Raw genomic sequence first — 16,512 nt, forward strand, 5'->3', positions numbered from 1 at the left:
TGAAGCCGTCTGGCATTTGCACGGCCAGACGTGCTTCTTATTACAAGCGAATCCGCTTGATATCCCGTTGTGGCGGTTCTCCAAACAGGCGGCTGTACTCGCGGCTGAACTGCGAAGCACTTTCATAGCCAACCTGCCCCCCTGCACTGCTCGCGTCGACATTCTGAGTCAGCATCAAATGCCGAGCGGCTTGTAGCCTCAGCTGTTTCTGATATTGCAACGGACTCATTCCGGTCACGGCGCGAAAGTGCAGACGAAAGGTAGAAGGACTCATGTGCGCTTGTGCCGCCAGATCGTCCATGCGCAGCGCCTGGCGAAAATTGAGCTTCAGCCAGGCGACTGTCTTGGCGATATGTTGGCTCGGCGAGCCGGCAGCCACGACATGCAGCAGCTGCGGCGCATGGGCACCGCTTAATAGACGAGCGATGATCTCTTCCTTGATCAGCGGGGCCACAGTCTCAAGCAGTGGCGGCTCCTTCAACAGGTCGACCAGGCGTTTCAAGGCATCCAGTACACCAGCATCCAAAGCCTGCACGGTAATGGGTTTAAACACCTCGTCTCTCATGCGTTGCGACAACTGCATGCGCTCGGCCACTTGCATCACCGTGTTGCTGTCGAATCTCAGCATCATGCCCAGGAAAGGTTTGGCGACACTGGCTTGGCAGATATGTGAAATGACGGGCAGGTCGACGCTGGTCACCATGGACTGACCGGGTGAATAGGTCAGTATGTCCTCGCCGACCATGGCTTGCTTACGACCTTGCAAGGTGACGCCGATACCCAGGCCATAGATGCAGTGCATGGGCGCGGTGACCGCTTTACGCCGATGCAGGCTCAGGCCGGGTACGGCGGTGATCTGGTCGCCCTCGCTGGGCAGCAGTTGACTGACCGAATGGGCCAGGCGCTCTATGTCGCTGATGGTGTGGGCGCTTGTAAAAACGGTTGGCACATTCGACTCCTGGAAACATCAGGCCTGGACGGCTTACAGCGAACAAGGTTCGCCCTGATCGCACGTCCTCCCATGGCGGAGTATGCTGGGCCAGCGGTTCGGCTCGCTTGCCTGATTGGCGCAATTTCTTGCACGATCCAACGAGCCATCAAGGGCCGCGGCCCATGATATCCATATATAACAAGATGTTTCATGAAATCAGACTGCCCAAAGCGACGATTTCGCCTGGAACCTAAAGCGTATGAAAGATATAGCGGGAGGACGGTTGATTGTCCAACGCAACACCTGCTTGACCCAACCGCTGGCGCAAAGCTGGCGTGTCGACCCGGACTTTCCAGTCCGCCCGGCCCGGAGCCATTGCCCCCTCGTCGTAACGATCGATCGCCTCAGACAGCTGCGTTCGATCCGGCAGGTATACCACCAATGCATCGTTCTTCCACGCCGCGACACTCATTCCCAGGGCTTCACAGACCTGGATTTTCGCCTGGGCATCATCCCTGTCGGCCTGGCGTGAGCGTTCGATCTGATCGGCCAGGACCGGATCGACGACTCGGTCTGTGAAGAGCACCTCACCCGTCTCCCAGACCTCGGGAGGGCAAATTTTGTCGGCTGGGCGCAGGGCGATGAACGGATTGATTTCCATCGGGTAAATTCGACATACCAGCGGCCGCTCTTCATAGATGCCGCAACGGCCGTCATCGCCCAGGTTCTGACATTGCGTCAGGGCATTGCCGGCCAATACCGCAACGATCCGAATCTGCGCATCGCCACTGGTCACCTCCACCGCTCGTTGCGCGCTATGGGCGAACTGCCCGGGCGCAGAAGCCCAGGTCGTTTCATCGAACGCCTCCAGTATGACCGCCACTTCATGCCCCCGCTGGAGCCACTGCCTTACCTCGTCCAGTGTCAGTGGAATCAGACGGCCCTTGCAGCAAATCCCGCAACCGTTGCAGGCAAATCGGATAGCGCTGTTTTCCATACCAAGCTCACACATGTTTTTTTTCAACCGACCCCCGATGTGCCCTCACGCGAATACATCGTTGGCAGAGCCTCGGGGGCGCGAAAGTATGTGAAGCGACGAACGGATCCGTTTGCCGGATTCGCCGATATGCTTGCCCGATCCAAGCTGATTTCAGGCGTACGCAGCGTTCACGGGTTTGAGCATCTCTTCGCAGCAGCCGCTGTTTCAATCAACCGGGCAACTGGTTCTGGATTTGAAGCCATCGCCATGTGGGAAGCCCCCCTTTGGGCCGCTGTCAAAGGTGATCGGCGTCGATCACTGCCTGAGCGAAGGCCTGCGGTGCCTCTTGCGGCAGATTGTGGCCGATACCGCCGTCGATCAGGCGATGCTCGTAGCGGCCGGTGAAACGCTTGGCGTAGGCTTCTGCCGGTGGGTGCGGAGCGCCGTTGGCATCGCCTTCCAGGGTGATGGTCGGTACGCCGATGGCCGGGAACGCCGCCAGTTTTTTCTCCAGCGCGGCGTATTTGGCCTCGCCCTTGACCAGCCCCAGGCGCCAGCGATAGTTGAAGATGCTAACGGCGACGTGGTCAGGGTTCTGCAAGGCGACGGCGCTTCGGTCGTAGGTCGCGTCATCGAAATTCCACTTCGGCGATGCGAGTTTCCAGATCAGCTTGGCGAAGTCGTGAGTGTTCTTCTCGTAGCCCAGCCGGCCGCGCTCTGTGGCGAAGTAGAACTGATACCACCACTGCAACTCCGCGGCAGGCGGCAACGGCGCCTTGCCCACCTCCTGGCTGCCGATCAGGTAACCGCTTACCGCCACCAGCGCTTTCACCCGTTCCGGCCAAAGGGCCGCGACAATGTCGGCGGTGCGTGCGCCCCAGTCATAACCGCCGAGCACGGCTTGCTTGATGTTCAGGGCGTCCATGAAGTCGATGAGGTCGCTGGCCAGCGCCGAAGGCTGGCCGTTGCGCAGGGTCTTGGCCGACAGGAAGCGTGTATCGCCATAACCGCGGGCGTAGGGAATCAACACCCGATAGCCTTTCTCAGCCAGTGCTGGGGCGACGTCGGCGTAGCTATGGATGTCGTAGGGCCAACCGTGCAACAGGATCACTACCGGCCCGTCGGCAGGCCCGACTTCGGCGTAGGCAACGTCCAGCAGGCCAGCCTTGACGTGCTTGAGCGGGCCGAACGAAGTGTGACTGCCGGGAGTAATGGCGCCCACCGTGCTGGCCGGCACACTCGCAGCCACCTCGCCAGCGCTGGCCTGGGACGAGGAAAACCCCAGCGCCCCCAACTGCATCAAAGCGAACGCCAGGATGGAGGGTGCGACCAGACGCCGATGCCGGGATGCGGGTTTGTGGTTCAACTGTGTGGTGCCCATGGTGGATCTCCTTGCGAACGGCGGATGAGCTGGTGAGACGGCTTGTGCTGTCTCGATGGGGGCCATTTGACGCCGGGCAGGTATCTTGTATGTGTCACCGACCGGCCTCAAAAGAAGCAGTTCGTATCGACAGGAGGCCTGGATACAGAGAGATACACTTGTATCTGGAGGGCTTGACGTGCTGAGCAACCGAGGAGTGAGGTCCATTCGGCGAATGCCGGGTGGGCTCCCGGCAGAAGTCAGCCGAACTTAGAGCGGTGAGCCTCTGACTTCCGTGGATTGGACGCAGACTTGCAATTAATCAATTAAATTGTCGAGCGTCACGCAGTCGCCTGCTGCTTTAAACCCATGCAATTCAATCGACTGTGCAATATGAGGGGTATGAATTACTGAATACGACCCAATCAACAAATAACAAACCAGGGTTAAATTTTGATCATTGGCGTAAAGTCATCCGATCATCAAATAAATGAACGCTCACCCATCGCTGCATATCTAGTAAAAGTAACAATGCGGCCTTTCACATAAATGCAAGCCTATCAACATGACTTCGGCCAACGCAGTACGTGTCGGTCTGGTAGTCCGTTGGAAATTCATAATATTCAACACAATGTCTGTTGAATAAACCGAAAGCAGGCCGTTTCGAGTCTGCGTTCTTGTCCGAGGAAACACTGATGAAAAGTATATTTATTCCCCTGCTGGCCCTGGGTGCTGCCCTGACCGTACAAGCGGCGCATGCCGTTGATGGCGAAGCACTCTTCAAGAGCAAACCCTGCGTTGGCTGCCACATGGTCGATGCTCGAATGGTGGGTCCCGGTTACAAGGAAGTAGCGGCTAAATATGCCGGGCAAGCTGACGCTTCAGCGACCCTGACCAAAAGCATCAAGGAAGGTAGCACAGGTAAATGGGGGCCCATTGCAATGCCGGCCAACCAGGTGACCGACGAAGAAGCAAAGACTTTGGCCGACTGGATCCTGACGTTGAAGTAAGCTCGCCCCAGAGACGCGCGCTGTAGGTCCTCAAGAAAGTCAATAAACCGCAGAAGTGAGCCCGGCTCTCTTCTGCGAAACGGCTCATTCATTTCCAGAGGCTGGCTTACTTTGACCCGATGGTTTGGATTACATCGCCGGAGTTTGCTGTAAAAGCGTCAGATCGATGTCCTCAAACCGCAGGACCCTGCCGCCCTGCTCGCTGGCCAGTTTGTGTGCCGCCGCCTCCTCGGAAAATGAGGCCAGGACAACGCCCATGGAACCTTTGAGCCGTGTTCCAACCACATAGTAGGCTGTGCGGGCATCCATTAGATGATGGTCGTCGGGTTTCTCCCAGGCACTTTTACCCATGTCGTGCACATACAATTTCGCCTCAGTGAGGTGATTTTCAGGCTGGAGCCACCACCCGAGCATTTCTGCGGTGGAACAGAACTTCTTGACCGTGCCTTTTCCCACGATCTCGCCTTTTGGCCCCGGAAAGTCGGCGATGACCATGCCGCAGACATGACATTCGTCACTCTGATGGAAGGCGACTGGCGCAAGGGTTGGTTTGTCTTCCGCGCGATCATTACAAGCCGCCAATCCCCAACCGATCATGATAACGACCAGGGCACGGGCCCCGGTCAGATACAGAGTGTTCATCGCATTTGTCCCCTGGGGAATGAATCAAGTCAGCCGATGGCGAAACAGCCAATGAGCCAGCAGCAGCGAAACACCGACCCAGAGCAGCAGGCAGAGCCAGAGCATTGAAGCCGACACCGGTAAATCACTGCTCAATGCCATGAGGCCGATGGCATTTGCGCTGCCCTCGAAACCCGAAAGGTTGATCAGGCGATAAATGTCGGTCGGGTTAAGCAACAGTAACCACGGCAAGAGATCCGGGTTGAACCGGCCTTTGCTGAGCACCAGCAACGCCAAGAGCGCCAGATCGAACACCAATACGAAGAGGAACCACACACCCAGCGCCATCCCGGCAGCGCTGGATTTTTCGCTGGCCTTGCAGCTCAAGACATAAGCCAGTGCGAGAAATACCCACCCCAGTAGCGTGGAAGACACCATGAAACGACCGAACGCCCAAAGCAACAGCCCCAACTCGACGTCGTCGACCAGCAGGACTATGGCCACGGCGGCGCAGCCAAACCCGATCAAGGTGGCCAATGCCAGAATCAGGCCGTGACCGACAAATTTGCCCAACAGAATTTGTCCGCGACCCAGGGGGTAGGTCAGCAATAGCATCAGTGTGCCACCCTCCTCCTCCCCGACAATGGCATCGTAGGCCAGCAACAGGGCAATCAGCGGCATCAGGAACGTCGCCAGGCTGGCGAGGCTGGCGATGGTTGCTGGAATCGAGGTAAAGCCCACTTGCCCGGAGGCCGCCGCACCAAGCCACGCGATCCCTATTGCCAGAACGGCGAACAACAGACTGATTGCCAGCAGCCAGCGGTTACGTAGACCGTCGCTGAATTCCTTGGCGGCGATATTCCAGATCTGCGTCATGAATGAATGCCTTCAGGGTCGGTGACCGCATGGCTCATGTAGTAGCCATAAAGGTCTTCAAGGGAGGGTTGCTGAATCTCGATATCCTGCGGTCGATCCTCGTGAAACAACTGACGCAACAGATCGACTTTGTGGCCATTGACCGCCATCACCTCAATCCCGTTGCCTCCCAACGCCGTGGCGTTGTGTCCAGCCGCATTCCAACGCTGCAACCACTGCTCGCGTTGGGACAGTCCGCTGACCCGAATGCGCGCCGGCAAGTCGGCCTCTTCGCGCAGGCTCGACAGGCTACCGATCGCCCGCAAGCAGCCATTGGCCAGGATGGCCGCACGGTTGATATGCACTTCGACTCCCGCCAACACATGGGAACACAGAATGATGCTGGCGCCTTGTTGGCGCAGACGGTCGATCAACAGGTAAAGCTCTTGGGTGGCGATTGGGTCGAGACCGACCGTGGGCTCGTCCAACAACAGCAGGCGTGGTTCACCTAGCACTGCCTGAGCCAACCCCAGACGCTGGCGCATGCCTTTTGAGTAGGTTTTCACACGCCGGTCTGCGGCGCCGGCAAGTCCTACCTGTTCGAGCAGATCGTCCACTTGCGTCAGCGCCGCCCCCTTGAGGCGAGCAAAATAGCGCAGCGTTTCGCGACCGCTGAGTTGCGGATAGAACGTGACGTTTTCCGGTAGGTAACCGAGCTGGCGACGCACCTCGGTTTGTGCTGGGCGGCAACCGAGTACATGCACTTGACCGGCACTGGCCTTGAGCAATCCCAGGATCAGCTTCATCACCGTGGTCTTGCCCGCCCCATTGTGGCCGAACAACCCTAGCACCTCGCCTTCCCCCAAGCTCAAGGTCAAGTCACGCAACACGGTCATGCTGCCGTAACGCTGGCTGACTCCTTCAATATCGACCGCGTTCATAGGGCTGGCTGCTGTGTTTGGGGCAGAGTCGGAAGATTTATCAACGGATAACTGTCCTTGACCCCCGGTGATTTCGTCACCGGGAAGCTTTGCTGTACCCAGCGCAGTAATTGGATGCTCGGGCTGTTCATCAACAAGCGAACCTGCGGGTACAGCCAGAGCAGACGGTCAACGTTGTCATTGGGTTCATAGACCACGTCGCCAATCCCATTGTTATCGCGATCCCAGCCCAGGTAGTCACTCCAGTAATTGCCGTGACCATCGGCCGACCACTCCTGCGTGCGGCTGGCGACGTATTTGACCTGCTGCTGATTGCCGACGAAGGCGTTGTCGGCAATACGGTTGTCTTCGGAGCCGGCGGTGAGGTGGATGCCCACGGCGCTGCGCTCGAAATGGTTGTGTTCGATGACATTGAACAGCGAGTTGTAGATGAACAGCGCCTTGCCCTCGGCACCGCTGACCATACCGCCATCGGCGGACCCGCTGCGCACGTCGCTGATGAAGTTGTCGCGCAGTTCGGAATAGGTGATGTAGTTCATGAGAATGCCGTAGCCCTCGTCCTGCTCGGAGCGATTGCCGATCACCGTCAGCTTGCGGCTCTGCATCAATGCGTAGCCGGTACGCGTGCGGCGGGTGGTATTGCCCAGCAACTGGTTGTCGTTGGCATACATGTAATGCACACCATAGCGAAGGTCTTCCAAGGTATTGCCCTGCAACAAGTTGCCATTTGAGGTGTCGATGTAAATCCCGTCTCGGGTCATTCGCACGTGATTACCCACCACCCGTGCGCCGCGCACCGCATACAGGTGAATCCCGTTGCCGCGATCCTGTGAGCGAATGCTCGGGTCACCTTCGATGTCGTTGTCGATCAGGCTGACATCGTGGGTGCTGTCCACCCAGATGCCGAAGCCGGGGCCAATCATGCGGTTATGACGTATCACCGCGCGCTGGGCCTTGGGGCCGATGAAAACAGCCGAGTTCATTGCCGTCATGTCGTGCCCCCAATCGAGCAATGTGCACCCCTCGATGCGTACATCGGGCGCGCTGATGAGCAGCGCGTTGCCCTGCCCTCCCGCGTGGATCACCGCGCCTTTTGCGCAATCGATCTGCATTGACTGATCGACACTGAACTGCCCTTGGTAGTCACCCGCTGGCAGAATCCAGTGGTGGTCGCCGTCGGGTACCAAGGGCAGTTCCGTGATGGGACGTGGCGCCGCCTGGGCGAGCGCCGATACAAACACCAACAGCAAGAGCGCCGTGCCGGGTAATGGACTGTTAACCAAGGCTCTGAACACGGCGCCTACCCTTTTTCGCGGCCTGGATGCGCCACGCCGCTCAAGCTCGCTCGACCAGCATCCGGCCGACCATTTCCATGTGCAACGCATGGCAGAACCAACTGCAGTAATACCAGTGCAAGCCAGGCTTGTCGGCAATGAAGGTGATGGACGAGGTCTGCTGTGGGCTGATCTCCATGCTCACCCCGTGGTTGGTCATGACGAACCCGTGGCTGACATCTTCCACTTTATCGATGTTGGTGATGGTCACCGTCACCTCGTCACCTTGTTTGACGGTGAACTCAGTGACCCCATAAACCGGGGCCATCGACGTCATGTACACCCGCACTTTCTTGCCGTCATGAATGACTTTGTTGTCGCTCTCCAGCTTGATCCCGTCTCTGGCGGCGATCGCCACGGTTTCAGCGAAGAACGGGTCGTTGCGATCCCAGATTTTCTTGGTTCTGATCTGGTCTCGACGGGCCATGACGCAGTCGTGTGGTTCGGCAAATGCCGGGCCGTCGTGCACCAGCTTCATCTCTTCGCCGGAAATATCGATCAACTGGTCGTTTTCCGGATGCAGCGGACCGGTCGACAGGAAGCGGTCTTTGGAAAACTTGCTGAGCACCACCAGCCACTGGCCGTCGGCCTCACTGGTTTCGGTCAGCGAGGCATGGTTGTGCCCGGGTTGGTACTGCACGTCGAGCTTCTGCTTGATGTAATTGACCTTCTCGCCCTTGTAGGCGCGGATAGCTTCTTCCACGTTCCACTTCACCACCTGGCTGTCGATGAACAAGGTGGTATAGGCATTTCCCCGGCCATCATAGGTGGTGTGCAACGGCCCCAGGCCCAGTTCAGGCTCACCAACTACCACGTCGCGCGGGTCTTTGAGTTTGTCGTTGAACAGATCGTCCAGTTTGGCGGTGGCGATAATGGTGCAGGTGGGCGAGAGTTTGCCGGCGGCAATGAAGTACTTGCCATCGGGCGAGGTATTGAGCCCATGGGGGTTCTTCGGCACCGGAATGTAGCGGGTGAATTCGGAATCCTTGCCTTCGGTTTTACGACCATCCACCACCGGTACCTTGGAACCGTCCAGGGTGATGAACTTACCGGCCTTGATCGCCGCTTCGATGCGTGGAATGTTGAACACCACCACCCAGTCGCGCTCGTTGCGCATCATGCCGCCCAGGTCATAGGCCTTCTCGGAGTTGTAGCAGGTGCTCGCGGCATACTTGCCGGTGTAGTCGGCATCGGTGTTGTCCAGGTTGCCGTCGACGATCACCTGGAACGCCATTTCCATCTTCTCGGCATCGATGGCGTTGAACATCGTGAAGCTGTTCTTGTCTTGCAGGTCGAAGGTATGGCCGTCGTTAGGGTGCGGGATCACGAACTCGGCATTGGCAAACACGTACTTGGTGTGCGGCATCTTTTGCAGGCGCAGGCCATGGATGGCTTGCACATTGGGCACCGTGAGCATCTTGTCGCACTTCATGATGTCCAGGCGAATCCGTGCAATCCGGGAGTTGGCCTTGTCATTGATAAACAGGTATTTGCCGTCGTATTTACCGTCGGTCATGGACAAGTGCGGATGGTGGCAGTCGCCATTCTGGAATCTTGCGCTGTCGCCCAGTATTCGCTTGCTTTCGTTGGTCAAGCCCCAGCCCGTGGCCGAATCGACGTTGAACACCGGGATACGCAATAGCTCGCGCATCGACGGAATACCCATGATCCGCACTTCGCCCTGATGGCCGCCGCTCCAGAATCCGTAGTACTGGTCCAACTCGCCCGGCGCCACGTGAATTTTCGACTGTGCATCCTTGGCCGCTGCCGCCCAGGATTCGCGGGTGAATACCACGCTGCCAAGGGCAGTGCTGCCTGCCAGCGCGACGCCGGTCAGGGCTGAGGCACCGAGGAATCCGCGTCGGTTGAGGACCGCGTCATTGACAGATGCATGATCTTTTTTCGATTTTTTATCGCTCACGGGGCTTGCTCCATTGGGGGCGGATATCAATAAGGCTTGTCAATCGGTTCTTGTTCCCTCACTTGCGGCGAGGCTGGGTCAGGGCTTGAACACTTGCACCACCGGAATCAACTCGGCGTGCTCTGACACGGGCGCCGGTTTGTCCCGCGTTTTGCGCTTGTTCTTGAGCACCAACGGCGGGCATTTGTTTTCGTTGTGGTAAGTCATCTGGCAATCGAGGCAGTAGTGACACTCGTTGGCGTTGATATGGCCATCCGGGTGAATCGCCTGGATTTCACATTCCTTGGCGCACAGCTGGCAGGGAGCGCCACACTCTTTGCGTCGTTTAAGCCAGTCGAACAGACGCAGCTTACTGGGAATGGCCAGCGCGGCACCCAACGGGCAGACGTAGCGGCAATAGACTTTACGGGTAAAAATATTGATGACCAGCAGCGCCACGGCGTAGGCCACAAACCACCACTGGCGATCGAATTTCAGGGTGATGGCGGTCTTGAACGGTTCCACTTCGGCAAATTGCTCGGCGGTGCTCATCGACTCCAGCGAGATGCCAAACAGTACCAGCAGGATGATGTACTTCACGGCCCACAAGCGTTCATGCAACGCAAAAGGCAACTCATATTGCGGAATCTTCAACTTGCGCGAGGCTTCGTTGATCAATTCCTGCAATGCGCCGAAGGGACACAACCAACCGCAGAACACCCCTCGGCCCCACAGCAGAATGCTGGCGGCGGTGAAGGTCCAGAGAATGAAAACGATCGGGTCGGTGAGAAACAGTTCCCAGCGAAAATTCTCAAACAGTGCATGGGCGAAGGTCAGGACATTGACCACTGAAATCTGCCCCAGGGCATACCAGCCGATGAACACTACGGTGAACACCAGGTAAACCCGCCGCAACCAATGGAGAAAACGTGGGTACTTGGTGAAAGTGTCCTGCAGGAACAGAATCACCATCAGTACAGCAAGGGCTGTACACAGAATCCCGATCTGAAAAGCTTTCTGATACCAGATATTGACCCATGTCGGCCTGTTGGCAACTTTGACGGCCTCCAGCTCTTGAGCAGTAGGCGGTGGACGCAAGAGGTACTGCTCGGGCAACTGGTAGGACAAGTCAAAGCTGCTGAACGTGCCACCTACCGCGCCGGTCTGGCGTCGCACCAGCAGCTCGAGGGACCAAGGCGCTCCCGGATCGAACCGGACAGGTTCGCGCACAATGAAAATAGACATCTCATTGAACTCGGGCATGCCCTTGGCAAAGACGTCGGACAGTCGCTGGTGGTCCATGTCGCGAAAGCTGATGATGTTGCCAAACTGACGCAATTGCACCCGATCGAAAATCCCCCCGCGCACATAGCCCGAGCCTTTATAGGAATAGAGACCGCGGCCCAGCACTGCGATAGCTTGCTCGCCTGGCTTGAGGTCTTGCATCAGGAAACGGTATTGATTGTCGCCCAGCAGGTTACGGCCTATGGCCGGCGGGTTCAGGTCGGCTGTGTACAGTTCGATAAACGTGTCATTCGCCTGCTCGAGGGTGGCATTGTCAAACCCCTCGGCTTCAGTGCCCTTGAACGCCGCGTCGACCTGGCCACGGGTCAGGTTCAGCCGACGAATCGCGCCGTTACCCGTCAGTTGCTCCCAGGTGGCAGGCTCGAAAAAGTCCTCGCGCACCGTGGCAGGCTTCTGCGCAATGCCTGCTTTGTCCTCGATCAACTTGAGCGATACGGCCACCTTGTGTGCCGCTCGCATGACGATCTCATTGACCACCATGACCGTCACCGTAGCCCCGGCGATCCCATCGACCGACACCGCCGCTGGATCGCTGGAGTGCCCTACCACCACCCTCCGATCGGCCTTGACCCCCTTGTATTTGGCATCGAAGGCATGCAGTTTTTCCACGGGGATACCGACCAACAGAATCGGCTCATGGTGTTCCAGGACGTAGGCATCCTGGATAACACCGTGGGTGTCGAGGATGACCTGCATGTTGATCGGTTTGCCCGAATAAGCCGGGATATCCACCACGTCCTGACTCTGGAACACATAGCCGAGCGGATTTTTTCCGGTGCTGATGGTGCGAACCTTGAACTCACCGACGGGTTCGGAAAGGTTATCGCTGTTGGGGAAAATGGTTTCTATACGCTGCTGCTCGAGCCCGCCGTATTCTTTTGCCTGTAATCCACTGCCCCCACAAAACAGCATAATCAGCATCAGCATCAGCCCGTATTTAAAGGGATACCGGTTGCTGGGCTTTGAGGGGGAAAAGATAATCATCGATGCATTGAGCGTTCAACCGCCACTGAATAAATAATCGGGACAATTGGGCTCGAGGGCCTGTTTATTAGAATATAGGCTCCAGACAGTGCTCTTTAAATACGTCCATAGCAATCGTATTCCATTTTCCAGGCGCGAGAAGTTTACTCTGGCGAGGCGGTCATGGCTCAGTACTCATTTAACCAGATTAAATGCCTGTACTCGTAAAACTATAGGGCGTAGTGTTTAAAGCACCTTATTTTTTATTTGGGACTTCCAGCGCTGGAAACACTTGGTTTTATCTATTTCTTATACGGTCTTCAAAAAAAACGCCTGACAGCCGATGGGAAAATTCCGTTTATTGAATTACCGGCCTGAAACTCGCGGCAGTTGCGAAGCGAGGCGGCTGATCGCACCACACAGAAGATCTTTGCTTTATCATGATCGCCATCTCAACTCCCTGATCTGATGGAACGCGACCATGACTTTCGATTTCGACACTGTATTCGAGCGCCACGGTACCGGCAGCACCAAATGGAGCCGCTACCCAGCCGATGTATTGCCAATGTGGGTGGCCGATATGGACTTCCCTGCCCCGCCCGTTGTCATCGACGCGCTGCACAAGCGCCTCGAACATCCGATGCTGGGGTACAGCGTGGCCCAGGACAGTTTGCGTGCGGCCATCGTCGCCGACCTGTGGAACAAATACGCCTGGCGCGTCGAGCCCCTGCAAATCGTGTTCCTGCCCGGAGTCGAGCCGGGTTTCAACATGGCGCTTCATGCCTTGGTAGAGCCGCAGCAGAACGTTGTCGTGCAGGTGCCCAACTACCCGCCACTGCGTCACGCACCCGGTCATTGGAACTTGAACAAAGTGGAATTGCCTTTCAACCCGGCCGATGGTCAATTCCATACCCCGCTGGCCGCGTTGCGCGATGCCTTGCAGGGCGGCGGTGCACTGTTGCTGAGCAATCCCCACAATCCGTTGGGCAAGGTGTTTGACCGGGAAGAACTCAAGGCCGTGGCGGACATTTGCCTGGAGCAAGATGCCTGGATCATCTCCGACGAGATCCATGCCGAACTGTGCTTTGACGGCCGCACGCACATCCCCACCGCCTCCCTCAGCCCGGAAATCGCCGCGCGCACCATCACCCTGATGTCCGCCAGCAAGGCCTACAACATCGCCGGATTGAAAACCTCGTTTGCCATCATCCAGGACGCCAAGGTGCGCGAGTGCGTCAACAACGCCCGTGCCGGTATGGTCGACAGCGTCAACGCCCTGGGCCTTGAGGCGACCCGCGCGGCCTACAGCGAGGCCGGCCCGTGGCTGGAAGCCTTGAAGGCGTATCTGCAAGCCAACCGCGATTATCTGGTCGCAGCGGTGAACACTCGCCTGCCGGGCATCACCATGACCGTGCCCCAGAGCACTTACCTGGCCTGGCTGGATTGCTCCGCCCTTGGGCTGGACGATCCGCAAGGGTTCTTCCTGAAGGAAGCCAAGGTCGGCCTCAGCGCCGGGCTGGATTTTGGCGATGATGCCGGGCAGTTCGTACGCCTGAACTTCGGCTGCCCGCGGGCGCTGCTGGAAGAAGGGATTGCGCGGATGGAGCGCAGTTTGAAGGCCAGGAGCTGACTGTTCTGGTGAAGTAGTCGATACCTGTGGCGAGGGGATAAATCCCCTCGCCACAGAGAGCGCTCGTCACGGTGCGAGGCGTTTATTCATGCATGTCCGGCGCATAGACAAAACACAGCTTGTTGCCCTCCGGGTCACGGCAATAGGCTCCAAAATACCCTTCCGAGTACTGAGGCCTGAGGCCCGGCGCACCTTCGTCGAAACCGCCCAGGGCGATGGCCTGTTCCCAGGCTGCACGCACGGTCTCGGGTGAGTCGGCGGCGAAGCTCACCTGCATGCCGTTGCCCCAGGTGGCGGGCAAGCCGTTGAAGGGCAGTTGCACGAACACCTGTGGCCAATGTTTACCGGGCTGGTGCCAGCCTTCCCCGGGTGGGCCCGAGTCATTTTCGCTCTCCGTGCGCACCAACCCCAGGCAGCCAAGAACCGCATCATAAAAAGCGACCATCTTCGGCAGGTCGCGCGCGCCGATCTGTATGTGGCTGAACATTGCACTGCTCCTTATGGAAACCAATCCAGTCATTGGAGAATACCGCGCCGTCCAACGTTCGAGGGTGGCGATAATCCACCGACGAAACGCCAGCACCACGCTCATCGACTGGCCGGAAAATCCAACCGAACTCAGTCCAAAAGCCCAGGGTCCACCCTCCATCGCAACCTGCATGGAGAACGATAATGGTCGACTACCCTTTCCCACCTTTTCCGAAACAAAGCCAACCTGTCCCTGGATCGCAGCAGAAAATGGATCCTTATCCCGACTGCGGCGAGCAGAGCTACACCGGTTCCGGACGGCTGGCAAACAAGATAGCCCTGATCACCGGTGCCGACAGCGGCATCGGCCGCGCCGTCGCCATTGCATTCGCCCGTGAAGGCGCCGACGTCGCGATCTCATATCTGGACGAACATGAAGACGCCAAGGAAACCGCCCGCTGGGTCGAACAGGCCGGTCGCCAATGCCTGCTGCTGCCTGGCGATCTCGCCGATAAAAACCAGTGCCGCAAAATCGTCGACGAGACCGTCGCGCGCTTCGGCCGTATCGATGTCCTGGTCAACAACGCCGCGTTCCAGATGACCCACGAAAACCTGGAAGAAATTCCTGACGAAGAGTGGGTGCGCACGTTCGATATCAACATCACGGCCATGTTCAGGATCTGCCAGGCCGCTGTGCCACACATGAAGCCGGGTGGCTCGATTATCAACACCAGCTCGGTCAATTCCGACATGCCCAAGCCGACGCTGCTGGCCTACGCCACCACCAAGGGCGCCATCGCCAACTTCACCGGCGGCCTGGCGCAGATGCTCGGCCCCAAGGGCATTCGGGTCAACAGCGTGGCCCCGGGGCCGATCTGGACACCGCTGATCGTGGCGACCATGCCGGAGGAAGAAGTGCAGAGTTTCGGCTCACAGACGCCCCTGGGCCGTCCCGGTCAACCGGTGGAAGTCGCGCCGATCTATGTGCTGCTGGCTTCGGATGAGTCCAGCTACATTTCTGGCTCCCGGTATGGGATCACGGGGGGCAAACCGATGCTTTGACGCTGACGCTATCCCGTGGCGCAGATTTTGATCGTTCCCACGCTCCCGCGTGGGAACGCCGCCAGGGACGCTCCGCGTTCCGCTTCTGCAAGGTGACGCAGAGCGTCAGGGGATGCATTCCTTTGCTGCGCGTGGGAACGATCAACAAAGGCATTCTCGGGGAGGCTGGGATCACTGATTGTTGGCAATCACCGAAATCTTGCCGTTACGCTCGATAATCGCAAATTTGATCTGCTCCAGGGTCCCGATACCCTGGCTTGAACGCGCCGCCTCCATGATGTCGGCTTCCACCAGCCGGGCGTGGCGCATGCGCGCCTCAAGGATCCGACCGTTTTCCACAACAACCGTCGGTCCACCGTCAATCAATCGCGAAACCCAATTGGAACGTTGTTTGAGCAACGAAAAACCGACATCGATGGCAATCAGCGTGACGATCACCATCAGCGCGTTGGTCATGGAAAAATCATCCCCCAGCAACGCCTGCTGGGTGGCCTCGCCGATGATCATCAGCAGTACGAAGTCGAAGGTGGTGAGTTCCGCCAGGGACCGACGTCCGGCGATCTTGAACAACACCATCAATGCCATATACAACGCGGCGGCCCGCAACACCGAGTCCATACGTCACCCTATGGGAAAATGAATTGATCGAAACTCACCGCGGTGCTACCAGGCGTGGTGATGCGGCTGCTATAAAGTCCCAGCCCCTCGGCCAACAGCGACAGATACAGGCTGGCGTGCCCTTGGGCATCGGCCTGGACCCAAATCCGCATGCCCTGCCCTGCGCTCGCCGAACGCAAGGGCTGGGGTTGCAATGTCTGCACATCAAAGCCCTCCAGCCACCCGCCACCCAGCTCCACCTCCAGCAACGCGTTGGGCTGGCCTTTGAGATGGATGACCATGGAGTTGGTGGAGCCGTTTCGGTGAAACATCTCATATTCGACGTCGAGCCGGCCGTCGCTGCTGTGCACGTCACGGGAACTCAACGGGCCGCGGGAAAATAGTCCAAGCAAGGTCAGGGCCACCAGCAGGACCAACACGTACCAGCCCACCCGCTCGAACCGCCAGACCTTGAGTTGATAGGCCATGTCTTCCTGTACCGGAAACACACGACTGCGAAAATCCTCGGGATCGGTTGGTCGGGTCATGTGTTTCT

Annotated in this window: 15 protein-coding genes; 3 read left to right on the forward strand and 12 right to left on the reverse strand. The window is 58.0% G+C overall.

The features are described 5' to 3' along the window. Nucleotides 1-40: 40 nt before the first annotated feature. The 3 genes from LOY70_RS14820 to LOY70_RS14830 all read right to left on the reverse strand — a co-directional run bounded on the left by LOY70_RS14820 (nucleotide 41) and on the right by LOY70_RS14830 (nucleotide 3,291). On the reverse strand, nucleotides 41-949 hold the full coding sequence (locus LOY70_RS14820; RefSeq protein WP_265037799.1) for an AraC family transcriptional regulator: 909 nt from the start codon (nucleotides 947-949) through the stop codon (nucleotides 41-43). Nucleotides 950-1,181: 232 nt separating this feature from the next. Continuing rightward, nucleotides 1,182-1,928, reverse strand: coding sequence for a YkgJ family cysteine cluster protein (locus tag LOY70_RS14825; protein WP_265038071.1), 747 nt, complete (start codon nucleotides 1,926-1,928; stop codon nucleotides 1,182-1,184). Between the two features lie 277 nt (nucleotides 1,929-2,205). After that, nucleotides 2,206-3,291, reverse strand: a complete 1,086-nt coding sequence (locus LOY70_RS14830) for an alpha/beta fold hydrolase (RefSeq protein WP_265037801.1) — start codon at nucleotides 3,289-3,291, stop codon at nucleotides 2,206-2,208. A gap of 674 nt (nucleotides 3,292-3,965) precedes the next feature. Here LOY70_RS14830 and LOY70_RS14835 point away from each other — a divergent pair. Beyond that, the gene (locus LOY70_RS14835) at nucleotides 3,966-4,280 is read left to right on the forward strand and encodes a c-type cytochrome (RefSeq protein ID WP_025213703.1); all 315 of its coding nucleotides are present in this window, start codon (nucleotides 3,966-3,968) and stop codon (nucleotides 4,278-4,280) included. Nucleotides 4,281-4,409: 129 nt separating this feature from the next. Here LOY70_RS14835 and LOY70_RS14840 read toward each other — a convergent pair whose 3' ends face one another. The 6 genes from LOY70_RS14840 to nosR all read right to left on the reverse strand — a co-directional run bounded on the left by LOY70_RS14840 (nucleotide 4,410) and on the right by nosR (nucleotide 12,157). Continuing rightward, nucleotides 4,410-4,922 (reverse strand): nitrous oxide reductase accessory protein NosL, encoded by a 513-nt coding sequence (locus LOY70_RS14840; RefSeq protein WP_265037803.1) that lies wholly within the window; start codon nucleotides 4,920-4,922, stop codon nucleotides 4,410-4,412. Between the two features lie 24 nt (nucleotides 4,923-4,946). Next, entirely contained in the window at nucleotides 4,947-5,777 is an 831-nt protein-coding gene (locus tag LOY70_RS14845) for an ABC transporter permease (RefSeq protein WP_265037804.1), read from the reverse strand. Then, the gene (locus LOY70_RS14850; RefSeq protein ID WP_265037806.1) at nucleotides 5,774-6,697 is read right to left on the reverse strand and encodes an ABC transporter ATP-binding protein; all 924 of its coding nucleotides are present in this window, start codon (nucleotides 6,695-6,697) and stop codon (nucleotides 5,774-5,776) included. The genes LOY70_RS14845 and LOY70_RS14850 overlap by 4 nt, the downstream gene beginning before the upstream one ends. Continuing rightward, a complete protein-coding gene (locus LOY70_RS14855; RefSeq protein WP_265038073.1) occupies nucleotides 6,694-7,947 on the reverse strand; it encodes a nitrous oxide reductase family maturation protein NosD in 1,254 nt (417 codons plus the stop codon). Before LOY70_RS14855 ends, LOY70_RS14850 begins: the two co-directional genes overlap by 4 nt. 85 nt (nucleotides 7,948-8,032) lie before the next feature. Further along, the gene (nosZ, locus tag LOY70_RS14860) at nucleotides 8,033-9,952 is read right to left on the reverse strand and encodes a TAT-dependent nitrous-oxide reductase (protein WP_265037808.1); all 1,920 of its coding nucleotides are present in this window, start codon (nucleotides 9,950-9,952) and stop codon (nucleotides 8,033-8,035) included. A 78-nt stretch (nucleotides 9,953-10,030) separates the two neighbouring features. Continuing rightward, a complete protein-coding gene (nosR, locus tag LOY70_RS14865) occupies nucleotides 10,031-12,157 on the reverse strand; it encodes a transcriptional regulator NosR (protein WP_413776635.1) in 2,127 nt (708 codons plus the stop codon). A gap of 523 nt (nucleotides 12,158-12,680) precedes the next feature. On the opposite strand from nosR, the gene LOY70_RS14870 reads away from it, so the two are divergent. Further along, nucleotides 12,681-13,829: a MalY/PatB family protein gene (locus LOY70_RS14870; RefSeq protein ID WP_265037811.1), complete on the forward strand. Its 1,149-nt coding sequence runs from the start codon at nucleotides 12,681-12,683 to the stop codon at nucleotides 13,827-13,829. Between the two features lie 82 nt (nucleotides 13,830-13,911). On the opposite strand, the gene LOY70_RS14875 is transcribed toward LOY70_RS14870, so the two are convergent. Beyond that, nucleotides 13,912-14,316 carry a VOC family protein gene (locus LOY70_RS14875; RefSeq protein ID WP_265037813.1) on the reverse strand — a complete coding sequence of 135 codons (405 nt, stop codon included), beginning with the start codon at nucleotides 14,314-14,316 and terminating at the stop codon, nucleotides 13,912-13,914. A 185-nt stretch (nucleotides 14,317-14,501) separates the two neighbouring features. Between LOY70_RS14875 and LOY70_RS14880 the strand changes: the two genes are divergently transcribed. Continuing rightward, nucleotides 14,502-15,359, forward strand: a complete 858-nt coding sequence (locus LOY70_RS14880; protein WP_265037815.1) for an SDR family oxidoreductase — start codon at nucleotides 14,502-14,504, stop codon at nucleotides 15,357-15,359. A gap of 171 nt (nucleotides 15,360-15,530) precedes the next feature. Here the strand turns inward: LOY70_RS14880 and LOY70_RS14885 are convergent, their stop codons facing one another. Continuing rightward, a complete protein-coding gene (locus LOY70_RS14885) occupies nucleotides 15,531-15,977 on the reverse strand; it encodes a DUF421 domain-containing protein (RefSeq protein WP_265037816.1) in 447 nt (148 codons plus the stop codon). An 8-nt stretch (nucleotides 15,978-15,985) separates the two neighbouring features. After that, complete coding sequence (locus LOY70_RS14890) at nucleotides 15,986-16,504, reverse strand: hypothetical protein (RefSeq protein ID WP_265037818.1); 519 nt, start codon at nucleotides 16,502-16,504, stop codon at nucleotides 15,986-15,988. Between the last annotated feature and the right edge of the window lie 8 nt (nucleotides 16,505-16,512).

The organism is Pseudomonas sp. B21-054, from assembly GCF_026016345.1.
Lineage (GTDB): Bacteria > Pseudomonadota > Gammaproteobacteria > Pseudomonadales > Pseudomonadaceae > Aquipseudomonas.

Bases quoted from the DNA above. Each gene is read 5' to 3' on its own strand.
- LOY70_RS14825 (WP_265038071.1), bottom strand. From the start codon at position 1,928: ATGGAAAACAGCGCTATCCGATTTGCCTGCAACGGTTGCGGGATTTGC.
- LOY70_RS14830 (WP_265037801.1), bottom strand. From the start codon at position 3,291: ATGGGCACCACACAGTTGAACCACAAACCCGCATCCCGGCATCGGCGT.
- LOY70_RS14835 (WP_025213703.1), top strand. From the start codon at position 3,966: ATGAAAAGTATATTTATTCCCCTGCTGGCCCTGGGTGCTGCCCTGACC.
- LOY70_RS14840 (WP_265037803.1), bottom strand. From the start codon at position 4,922: ATGAACACTCTGTATCTGACCGGGGCCCGTGCCCTGGTCGTTATCATG.
- LOY70_RS14845 (WP_265037804.1), bottom strand. From the start codon at position 5,777: ATGACGCAGATCTGGAATATCGCCGCCAAGGAATTCAGCGACGGTCTA.
- LOY70_RS14850 (WP_265037806.1), bottom strand. From the start codon at position 6,697: ATGAACGCGGTCGATATTGAAGGAGTCAGCCAGCGTTACGGCAGCATG.
- nosR (WP_413776635.1), bottom strand. From the start codon at position 12,157: ATGCTGATTATGCTGTTTTGTGGGGGCAGTGGATTACAGGCAAAAGAA.
- LOY70_RS14870 (WP_265037811.1), top strand. From the start codon at position 12,681: ATGACTTTCGATTTCGACACTGTATTCGAGCGCCACGGTACCGGCAGC.
- LOY70_RS14875 (WP_265037813.1), bottom strand. From the start codon at position 14,316: ATGTTCAGCCACATACAGATCGGCGCGCGCGACCTGCCGAAGATGGTC.
- LOY70_RS14880 (WP_265037815.1), top strand. From the start codon at position 14,502: ATGGTCGACTACCCTTTCCCACCTTTTCCGAAACAAAGCCAACCTGTC.
- LOY70_RS14885 (WP_265037816.1), bottom strand. From the start codon at position 15,977: ATGGACTCGGTGTTGCGGGCCGCCGCGTTGTATATGGCATTGATGGTG.
- LOY70_RS14890 (WP_265037818.1), bottom strand. From the start codon at position 16,504: ATGACCCGACCAACCGATCCCGAGGATTTTCGCAGTCGTGTGTTTCCG.